The following is an 8,372-nucleotide window of genomic DNA, read 5'->3' on the forward strand; positions in this document are numbered from 1 at the left end:
CCGTCTCGTTGATCTCGATGTCGTACACATCCAGGCCGGCGAACTTCTTGAACAGCACCGCCTTGCCTTCCATCACCGGCTTGGACGCCAGCGCGCCGATATTGCCCAGGCCCAGCACCGCCGTGCCGTTGGTGATCACGCCCACCAGATTGCCCCGCGCCGTATAGCGGAACACATTGGCCGGGTCGGCCACGATTTCCTCACAGGCCGCCGCCACACCGGGCGAATAGGCCAGCGCCAAGTCCCGCTGGTTGACCAGCGGCTTGGACGCCACGACCGAGATCTTGCCGGGGACCGGATACTGGTGATAGTCCAGGGCTGCCTGGCGGTCGGATGGGGAATTCATGGGGCGATGCCTCCTTGGGCTTGAAGTATGGAAAAATTCTAGGCCCAAAGGCATAAGATATTCATAAGGTTTTAATATTGTTAAATCATAAAAAAGTTATGTGTTAGCTATGACCCCAATATATGACCTCGTTTAATCCCGAGGAAGTCGTCCGGAAACTGGGCTCGCGGCTCAAGATGCGGCACCTGATGCTGCTGCTGCAGATCGAGCAGCACGGGTCGCTGACCCGGGTCGCCGAGCAGATGGCGACCAGCCAGCCGGCCGTGACCAATGCCCTGTCCGAACTCGAAAGCATGTTCGGCGTGCCGCTGTTCGAGCGCTCCGCGCGCGGCATGACGCCCACCCCGCTGGGCGCGGTGGTGCTGGCGCGCGCACGCGCCCTGGTCCACGACCTGGGCCACATGGTCCAGGAAATGGAAGCCCTGGCCACCGGCCACGCGGCGCACCTGAACATCGGCGCCATTCCCTTCGTCTCGGGCCAGATGCTGTCGGCCGCCATCGGCCGCACCCTGCCGCAAGGTCGCGGCATCACCGCCACCATCCACGAGGGCCAGGGCCCCGCCCTGCTGCGCCAGCTGCGCGACCATACGCTGGATATCGTGGTCGGCTGGGCCACGCCATCCGTGGACCTGAGCGGCATGCGCTTCGAGACGCTGTACCACCAGCCGCCCCGGCTCATCGCCAGCCGCCGGCTGGCCGCCCGGCTGGGCCGCTCGCGGCTGGAATGGAACATGCTGGCGGACCTGGACTGGATCCTGGGCACGGCCGACAGCCCGATCCGCGAGCAGGTGGCCTACATTTTCCTGCGGGCCGGCCTGGCCCCGCCCACGCCGCTGGTGCAAAGCGACTCGGCCAAGCTGATCGGCGAAATGATCGTGGCCAACGAACGCGCCGTCTCCATCCTGCCGGCCGACATCGCCGAGGAGCTGGTGCGCATCGCCGGCGTGGCCATCGTGCCCTACTCGCTGGACTGGACGATGCCGCCCATCTCGCTGTTCATGCGCGACGAAGGCCCGAGCCGCAATGTCGAGGCGCTGTTCTCGGCGGCCCTGCGCGAGGTCTATACGCACGGCCTGCGCTGAAGCCCGCCCGGGCGTGCCGCCGGCAGCGACCGACGCGGCCCGCCCGGGGCGCTTGCCGCGCGCCCGCGCGCCGCGCGATACTGCAAGCCCCGCGTTTCCTGCCTTCCGGCGGCCCGTTCCATGCCCGCAAGCCAGTTCCTCATGCAGCGCAGCGCCCTGGCCGGCGTGCAGGCCGTGGCCGCGCGCAGCGACCGGACCTTCGCGCGCCACTCGCACGAACAGTTCGGCATCGGCGTGATCCGCCATGGCGCGCAGGCCTCGCACAGCGGACGCGGCCAGGTGCAGGCCCAGGCCGGGCAGGTCATCACCGTCAATCCCGGTGAAATCCATGACGGCGCGCCGATGGGCGACGCGGGCCGCGCGTGGCAGATGCTCTACCTGGATCCCTCGGTCGCCGCCGACGCGGCCCGCGAGTTCCTGCCTGCCGGCGACTTCGAGTTTCCGCAACCCGTGTTCGACGATCCCTTCCTGGCGCGGGACGTGCTGGCACTCTACGCCCAAGCCACCGCCAGCGCCGAAGCGCTGGCCTGCGACGCGCTGCTGCTGCGCGTGCTGGCGCGCGCGGCGGGCGGGCGCGGCGCCGGCGCCGCCGCGCCATCCGCGCCCTCGGCCATCCGTCACGCCCGCGCCCGCATCGATGACGATCCGGCGGCCTGCCTGTCGCTGGCCGACCTGGCCGCCGCCTGCGGCCTGAGCCGCTACCAGACGCTGCGCGCCTTCGCCCGCGACACCGGCATGACGCCGCATGCCTACCAGGTCCAGCGCCGGCTGCTGCTGGCGCGCGGCTGGATCCGGGCCGGCGCCACGCTCGCCGACGCGGCGGCGGCCGGCGGCTTCTCGGACCAGAGCCACATGACCCGCCTGTTCGTCCGCGCCTACGGGCTGTCGCCGGGCCGCTACGCGGCCGCCGCTCGCCCCGCCTGAGCGCCTGCCCCCGCGCCTGCAATTTCGTTCAAGACCCGCGGTCGGCCGTCCGCCTACGCTGCGTGCTTTTCCACGGAAAGGCCGGACGTCCATGAGCAGCACAGCAAGCAAGCCACTTCAATCCCCGGGCGACCGAATGCAAGGCTATGCCTGCCTGGCCGCCGCGATGGCGCTGGTCGGCAGCACGGTGGTCGCCAGCAAGATCATCGCGGCGGGGCTTCCCCCTTTCACCGCCACCGCGTTGCGCTTCGCGCTGGCGCTGCCCTGCTTCCTCCTGATCATGAAACTGACCGGCGCGTCCCTGCCCAGGCTCGGCGCGCGCGACTGGGGGTTGCTGACGGCGCAGGCCGCGGCCGGCAGCGTGGGCTACACGGTGCTGCTCATCGCCGGCCTGCAACGCGCCTCGGCGGTGGACGCCGGCATCATCCTGGGCGCATTGCCGCTGGTGTCCGCCGTCCTGGCCGTGACGCTGCTGGGCGAGCGTCCCGGCCGCGCCACGCTGGCCGCGATCGCGATCGCCACGGCGGGCGTGTGGCTGACGATGGCGGGTCCGGCCGGCCAGGCGGGCGCCTCGTCCTTGACGGGCAATGCGCTGGTGCTGGGCGCCGTGTGCTGCGAAGGTCTGTTCATCCTGCTGCACAAGCGGCTGCGCGCGCCGGTGCCGCCGCTGGCGCTGTCGACCATCATGACCGCCATTGGCCTGGCGGCCTCGGCGCTGGCGAGCCTGCTGGCCGAGGCGCCCTGGACGCTGGCGCTGCCCGCCGACGCGGTGCTGGCCGTGGCCTATTACGCGCTGGCGCCCACGGTGGGCGGCTTCCTGCTGTGGTACGCGGGCGTCGCCCGCAGCAATGGCGCGGAAGCGGCGCTGTTCACCGCGGTCGCGCCGGTATGCGCCGTGCTGCTGGCGGCCGGCCTGCTGGGCGAGGCGCTGCAGGCCCGCCAGCTCGCCGGCATGGCCTGCGTGCTGGTGGCCATCGCGCTGCTGGGACTGTCGAACCGCGCGTTCGCTCGCGGTTCGCGCTAAGGCGCGAACACGCAGATGCGCACACCGCGTCCGCCCCTAGCCGCGACTGAACGCGAGCGCGAAGTCCTCGGAGAAGATCTCGGCCAGCGCGCGTCGCAGCGCGACGGCGCGCTCGGCGCCGTAGGCGGCCTCGAAGCGGGCCTGCGCGTCGGTCCACAGGCGGCGCGACTGTGTCAGCTTCTCGCAGCCGGCATCGGTGAGCGCGACGCGGCGGCTGCGCCCGTCGCGCAGGTCGCGCGTGGTGCGGACATAGCCATCGCGCACCAAAGGTTTGAGGTTGTGCGCCAGCGCCGAACGATCCAGCACCAGCAGACGGGCCAGGTCGGTCATGGACGGCGCGCCGGCGCGCGCGATGTGGGACAGGATGGAGTGCTGCGACACCTTCAGCCCGCACGGCGCGAGCACGGCATCGTAGAGCTGCGAGACACGGCGGGTGGCCTTGCGCAAGGCCGCGCCATGGCAAATCAGGGAATCCTCGCGCTCGATCGGAAAAACGGCAATGACGTCGGACATGGCGGTTCGGACGGCAAGAGGTGGCGGGAAGCGGCGGGAATGCCGAACGCCGCGGGGCAAGCCCTCGGCGCGGCCGGAACCCCATACGCTACAACCGGCGCTCCGGGCAGTCCAGCCCCGCCCCCTATTCCGCCGAAGCTGGCGCCGCCTCGCCGCGGGTAGCGCCCGGCGCGCCGCGCAGGGCATGTGCCACCAGTTCCTCGGCATAGGCGGGCAGGTCGCCGCGCACGCACAGCACGAGATCGCGCGCGGCCCAGTCATCGCTCAGATCCAGCCGCCGGAAGCCGGCCGAACGCCCGTGCCGGACGGCGGCGGCGCGCGGCACGACCGCCACGCCCACGCCCTGACCCACCATTCGGCAAACCGCGTCGAAACCGCGCAGCCGCACGCGGTAGGACAGGCTCTTGCCATCGCGGCGCGCATGCTGCGCGACATGCTCCTGCAAGGCGCTACCTTCGACCAGCCCGACGAAATCCTCGTCCGCGGCCTCGGCCAGCGCGACGGCTCCGCGCGCGGCCAGCGGATGCCCGGCGGGCACGATCAGGCATAGCGGATCGTGGCGGAACACCGCCACCCGCAGGCCGCCCAGGTCGGCCGAGTCCGCCAGCACGCCGATGTCACAAGTGCCGGCGCGCAAGGCATCGGCGATCTCGTGGCTGGGCCGCTCTTCCAGGTCCACCGACACGCGCGGATGCCGCAAGAGGAATTCGCCTAGCACCGGCGGCAGGTGCTCGCTCAGCGCCGTGGTGTTGCATTGCACGCGCACCAATCCCTTCAAGCCCTGGCCGTACTGGTCCAGGTCGCCGCGCATGCGGTCCATCTGCGCCAGCACCAGCCGCGCGTGATGCGCCAGCGTGCGCCCGGCCGGCGTCGGCTCCGCGCCGCGCGGACCGCGCAACAGCAAGGGCACGCCCAGCGTGTCTTCCATGCCGCGCACGCGCTCGCTGGCCGAGGCCAGCGTCATGTTGGAACGCCGGGCGCCGGCAGTGATGGAGCCCGTTTCCTGCACATGCAGGAACAGCCGCAGGTCGGTGAGATCGAAGCGCATGCAAGGATCGTAGCACCGCAGGCTATGGAATTTCCGAACCCTGCATACGCAAGTTCCCGATAGGGCCGCGCCAGGCGTGGGCCGAAAATGAACGGCATACCCGTATTTCCAACCTTGATTCCGGTGCTCTCGATGCCAACCCCAGCCACTCCCAGCTACCTTTCCGATCCTGCCGCGCCTGCCTTGCCATCAGTTTTTTCCATAGCCTTGGCTGTCGGCGCCGACCGTCGGGAGGTCAGACCATGAGTCCCGCCGACCTGATGATGCCCGGCGCCACGCCGCTGCTGGCGGTCGCGGCGGCGGCCGTCTTCCTCCTGGCCGGCATGATCAAGGGCGTGGTCGGGCTGGGACTGCCCACCATTTCCATGGCCCTGCTGGCGCTGATCATGGCGCCCGCGCAAGCCGCCGCGCTGCTGGTGGTGCCATCGCTGGTCACCAACCTGTGGCAGGCGCGGCCCGCCGCGACCTTCGGCCCGATCTGGCGGCGCATCGCCGGCATGCAGGCCGGCGCTTGCGCGGGCACGCTGGCGGGCGCCTGGTGGCTGGGCGCGCCATCCGGCGTCTGGGCCGGCGCATGCCTGGGCGTCGCGCTGGTCCTGTACGCGGCCTGGGGCCTGTTCGGTTCGCCGCCCGCCATTCCCGCGCGGCACGAAGGCGCGCTGGGTCTGGCCGTGGGTGTCGCGACGGGACTGGTCACCGCCGCCACCGGCGTGTTCGTGATCCCGGCCGTGCCCTATCTGCAGGCGCTGAACCTGGGCAAGGACGGGCTGATCCAGGCCATGGGAATCTCCTTCTCGGTGTCCACGCTGGCGCTGGCCGCGGGCCTGTGGCTGAACGGCAGCTACGGCGCGGATACGGCGGGCGCCTCGCTGCTGATGCTGCTGCCCGCGTTGCTGGGCATGGGACTGGGACAATGGCTGCGCGGCCGGCTGTCGCCGCGCGTCTTCAAGCTGTGCTTCATGGCGAGCCTGGCGCTGCTGGGGATCTACCAGATCGTCCAGGGCCTGGCCGGCGCGAACCATTCCTAGACGCGAGGCGCGAGCCGCGCCGTTGGCCGCGCGCGGTCGGGAAGCTCCCATCCGCGCGCCTCGCTTCGCGCGCCCTGCGCCTCAGGCGGCCAGGCGGCGCTCGTCGCCCGGACCGATGGCGATCGACATCTCGCGCCAGCGCGCCAGCTCCTGCTGCACGGACTGGATCTTGCTGCGCGCCTGGTCGAAGGCGTCGCGGCCCAGGAACAGATGCCTTGGCGCGTACTGGGCCTGCGAGGCCTGGATCAGGGTGCGCGCGACCTGGGCCGGCACGCGCGCCACGCCCGGATAGACCAGCGTGACGCGCACGCCATGCGGCGCGGCTTCGACGGCCAGCGCCTCGGTCAGGCCGCCCAGCGCGAACTTGGCCGCGCTGTACGCGCCCCAGCCCTCGCCCGCGCCATCGAAGCCCAGGATCGACGACACGTTGAACACATGCCCGCCACGCTGCGCGCGCAGGCGCGGCATGGCGGCGCGTATCACGTTCATGGCGCCGAAGACGCCGATATCGAAGCCCTCGCGCAACGCCGCGTCCGACAGCTGATCCAGCGGCCCCTGCGCGGCGCAGGCGGCGTTGTTCACCACCACGTCCAGGCCGCCGAAGGCGGCATGCGCCGCGTCGACCGCGCGCCGCACGCTGTGTTCATTGCCCAGGTCCACGGCCAGCGGCAGCAGGCGGCCATCGAGCGCCGCGCCGGTCGCGTCCAGCAGGGCGTCCACGTCGCGCGAGGTCGCCGCCACGCGATGGCCCTGCTCCAGCAGTGCCCTGACCAGCGCCAGCCCCAATCCCGCGGAGGCCCCGGTCACAAACCAGATTTTTCCGGATTCCATGCTCATCCCTTCCCAAGAACCTGGCGCGGGCCGAGTGGCGCCGCGCCATGGAAAGGAATGTTAGGAAACGAGGCGCGCGGCGTACAGCCGCGTTCTTGCGGGAAACCTGCCTAATCCTGCAATCCCGCCAAAAGGCCTCAGCCCAGCGCGCTGCGATAGTGTTCGGCGTCGAAGGCCGGCGCATCGGCCGCCAGCGCCGGCGCAGCCACGTCCTGCGCGGGTTCGCCGGCGGCAACGCCGAACAGCGACAGCTCGGCCCTGACCAATGCTTGAACAAAATCCGTCATGATGTTTTCTCCATGCTGAAACGATGCGCTCGCCGCCCGCCAGGCCGGCGGCGCGGGAAAAGCAGGGGTTCATCTTGGCCGCAGGCCGCCAGGGCGTCCATTTGGTTTGTTCAATCGCGGCGATTGACGCCGGATTTGGAACCGTTGCGGACGGCCGCGCCGGACGGAGCACCGACGCGCCGGCAACCGCCGCTGTCGCCCGCCGACAGCAAGTCTTTGGTCATGATTCGTGGACAACAACGCAGAATTATTCACCAATCAAGATCTTCAACGCTCCTATGATCGAAGCGTGACGACTCTCAGGAATGCTCCACCATGTCCGCCTATCACCACGTAAAGACCTCGCAGCTCGACATCGCCTACCTGGAATGGAATCCGGCCGGCGCGCGCGCCGCCGTGCTGCTGCATGGCTGGCCCGACAGCCCCGAAGGCTGGAACACCGTGGCCGGCAGGCTGGCCGCCTCGGGCTACCGAGTGCTCTGCCCGGCGCTGCGCGGCTTCGGCCCGACCCGCTTCCTGCGCGACGACACGCCCCGCAGCGGCGAACTGGCCGCATTGGGCCGCGACCTGCTGGACTTCTGCTCGGCGCTGGGCCTGGAGCGCCCCGTGCTGGTCGGCCACGACTGGGGCGCGCGCGCCGCGGGCAACGCCTGCGGCCTGGACGCCGGCGCGGCCTCGCGCCTGGTGCTGATATCGGTCGGCTACGGCACCAACAGCCCGGACCAGCCCATGTCGCTGTCCCAGGCACGCAATTACTGGTATCACTGGTTCATGGCCACGCCCAGGGGCGCCGCCACCCTCCGCGACAGCCGGCGGGAATTCACGCGCTACATGTGGGACACCTGGTCGCCCGCCGGCTGGTACCAGGAATCCGACTTCGACGAAGCCGCCCGCGCCTTCGACAATCCGGACTGGGCCGAGGTGGTGCTGCACTCCTATCGCCAGCGCTGGGGCCACGCCCAGGGCGACCCGTCCTATGCCGAAGATGCCGCGCGCCTGGCGCCCGCGCCCGTGCTGGCCGTGCCGACCCTGGTGCTGCACGGCGGGGCCGATGCCTGCAATTCGCCCGCCACGTCCGAGCACAAGGACGCTTATTTCAGCGGCCGCTATCAACGCCGCGTGCTGGACGGCGTCGGCCATTTCCCGCAGCGCGAGGCGCCGCAGGCGGTGGCCGAGGCCATCCTGAGATTCTGCGAACCGGCCTGAAAGCCTGCGCGGGATCCGCCCGGACACGGGCCGTCGGCCGGCCCGCGCCCCTGCCCGGCCCCGGAATGACGGATAATTCCGCC

At 70.7% G+C, this 8,372-nt stretch carries 9 protein-coding genes and 1 pseudogene; 5 read left to right on the top strand and 5 right to left on the bottom strand.

Annotated elements, in window-relative coordinates; all coding sequences use genetic code 11:
• A pseudogene (locus AC6LJ9_RS29655) lies at positions 1 to 346 on the bottom strand (NADP-dependent malic enzyme); the annotation flags it as partial.
• 122 nt (positions 347 to 468) lie between these two features.
• On the opposite strand from AC6LJ9_RS29655, the gene AC6LJ9_RS29660 reads away from it, so the two are divergent.
• The 3 genes from AC6LJ9_RS29660 to AC6LJ9_RS29670 all read left to right on the top strand — a co-directional run bounded on the left by AC6LJ9_RS29660 (position 469) and on the right by AC6LJ9_RS29670 (position 3,376).
• Positions 469 to 1,428, top strand: a complete 960-nt coding sequence (locus AC6LJ9_RS29660) for a LysR substrate-binding domain-containing protein (protein WP_212316103.1) — start codon at positions 469 to 471, stop codon at positions 1,426 to 1,428.
• Between the two features lie 120 nt (positions 1,429 to 1,548).
• Positions 1,549 to 2,352 (top strand): AraC family transcriptional regulator, encoded by an 804-nt coding sequence (locus tag AC6LJ9_RS29665; RefSeq protein WP_498150333.1) that lies wholly within the window; start codon positions 1,549 to 1,551, stop codon positions 2,350 to 2,352.
• 91 nt (positions 2,353 to 2,443) lie between these two features.
• Positions 2,444 to 3,376: a DMT family transporter gene (locus AC6LJ9_RS29670; protein ID WP_498150334.1), complete on the top strand. Its 933-nt coding sequence runs from the start codon at positions 2,444 to 2,446 to the stop codon at positions 3,374 to 3,376.
• Between the two features lie 36 nt (positions 3,377 to 3,412).
• On the opposite strand, the gene AC6LJ9_RS29675 is transcribed toward AC6LJ9_RS29670, so the two are convergent.
• Both AC6LJ9_RS29675 and AC6LJ9_RS29680 read right to left on the bottom strand, forming a co-directional pair.
• On the bottom strand, positions 3,413 to 3,889 hold the full coding sequence (locus AC6LJ9_RS29675; RefSeq protein WP_103275997.1) for a MarR family winged helix-turn-helix transcriptional regulator: 477 nt from the start codon (positions 3,887 to 3,889) through the stop codon (positions 3,413 to 3,415).
• Between the two features lie 124 nt (positions 3,890 to 4,013).
• The gene (locus AC6LJ9_RS29680; RefSeq protein ID WP_212316110.1) at positions 4,014 to 4,937 is read right to left on the bottom strand and encodes a LysR family transcriptional regulator; all 924 of its coding nucleotides are present in this window, start codon (positions 4,935 to 4,937) and stop codon (positions 4,014 to 4,016) included.
• 242 nt (positions 4,938 to 5,179) lie between these two features.
• On the opposite strand from AC6LJ9_RS29680, the gene AC6LJ9_RS29685 reads away from it, so the two are divergent.
• Positions 5,180 to 5,965, top strand: coding sequence for a sulfite exporter TauE/SafE family protein (locus AC6LJ9_RS29685; RefSeq protein ID WP_498150335.1), 786 nt, complete (start codon positions 5,180 to 5,182; stop codon positions 5,963 to 5,965).
• Positions 5,966 to 6,046: 81 nt separating this feature from the next.
• Here AC6LJ9_RS29685 and AC6LJ9_RS29690 read toward each other — a convergent pair whose 3' ends face one another.
• Together AC6LJ9_RS29690 and AC6LJ9_RS29695 are read right to left on the bottom strand one after the other, a co-directional pair.
• Positions 6,047 to 6,796, bottom strand: coding sequence for an SDR family NAD(P)-dependent oxidoreductase (locus AC6LJ9_RS29690; protein ID WP_498150336.1), 750 nt, complete (start codon positions 6,794 to 6,796; stop codon positions 6,047 to 6,049).
• Positions 6,797 to 6,933: 137 nt separating this feature from the next.
• The gene (locus AC6LJ9_RS29695) at positions 6,934 to 7,083 is read right to left on the bottom strand and encodes a hypothetical protein (RefSeq protein WP_498150337.1); all 150 of its coding nucleotides are present in this window, start codon (positions 7,081 to 7,083) and stop codon (positions 6,934 to 6,936) included.
• A gap of 315 nt (positions 7,084 to 7,398) precedes the next feature.
• Here AC6LJ9_RS29695 and AC6LJ9_RS29700 point away from each other — a divergent pair, with 315 nt between their 5' ends.
• A complete protein-coding gene (locus AC6LJ9_RS29700) occupies positions 7,399 to 8,289 on the top strand; it encodes an alpha/beta fold hydrolase (RefSeq protein WP_498150338.1) in 891 nt (296 codons plus the stop codon).
• Positions 8,290 to 8,372: the final 83 nt, after the last annotated feature.

It is taken from the genome of Achromobacter sp. 1011811831 (assembly GCF_059760905.1).

Excerpts from the sequence above, each read along its gene's own strand:
- AC6LJ9_RS29660 (WP_212316103.1), top strand. The coding sequence starts at position 469 with ATGACCTCGTTTAATCCCGAGGAAGTCGTCCGGAAACTGGGCTCGCGG.
- AC6LJ9_RS29665 (WP_498150333.1), top strand. The coding sequence starts at position 1,549 with ATGCCCGCAAGCCAGTTCCTCATGCAGCGCAGCGCCCTGGCCGGCGTG.
- AC6LJ9_RS29670 (WP_498150334.1), top strand. The coding sequence starts at position 2,444 with ATGAGCAGCACAGCAAGCAAGCCACTTCAATCCCCGGGCGACCGAATG.
- AC6LJ9_RS29675 (WP_103275997.1), bottom strand. The coding sequence starts at position 3,889 with ATGTCCGACGTCATTGCCGTTTTTCCGATCGAGCGCGAGGATTCCCTG.
- AC6LJ9_RS29680 (WP_212316110.1), bottom strand. The coding sequence starts at position 4,937 with ATGCGCTTCGATCTCACCGACCTGCGGCTGTTCCTGCATGTGCAGGAA.
- AC6LJ9_RS29685 (WP_498150335.1), top strand. The coding sequence starts at position 5,180 with ATGAGTCCCGCCGACCTGATGATGCCCGGCGCCACGCCGCTGCTGGCG.
- AC6LJ9_RS29690 (WP_498150336.1), bottom strand. The coding sequence starts at position 6,796 with ATGGAATCCGGAAAAATCTGGTTTGTGACCGGGGCCTCCGCGGGATTG.
- AC6LJ9_RS29695 (WP_498150337.1), bottom strand. The coding sequence starts at position 7,083 with ATGACGGATTTTGTTCAAGCATTGGTCAGGGCCGAGCTGTCGCTGTTC.
- AC6LJ9_RS29700 (WP_498150338.1), top strand. The coding sequence starts at position 7,399 with ATGTCCGCCTATCACCACGTAAAGACCTCGCAGCTCGACATCGCCTAC.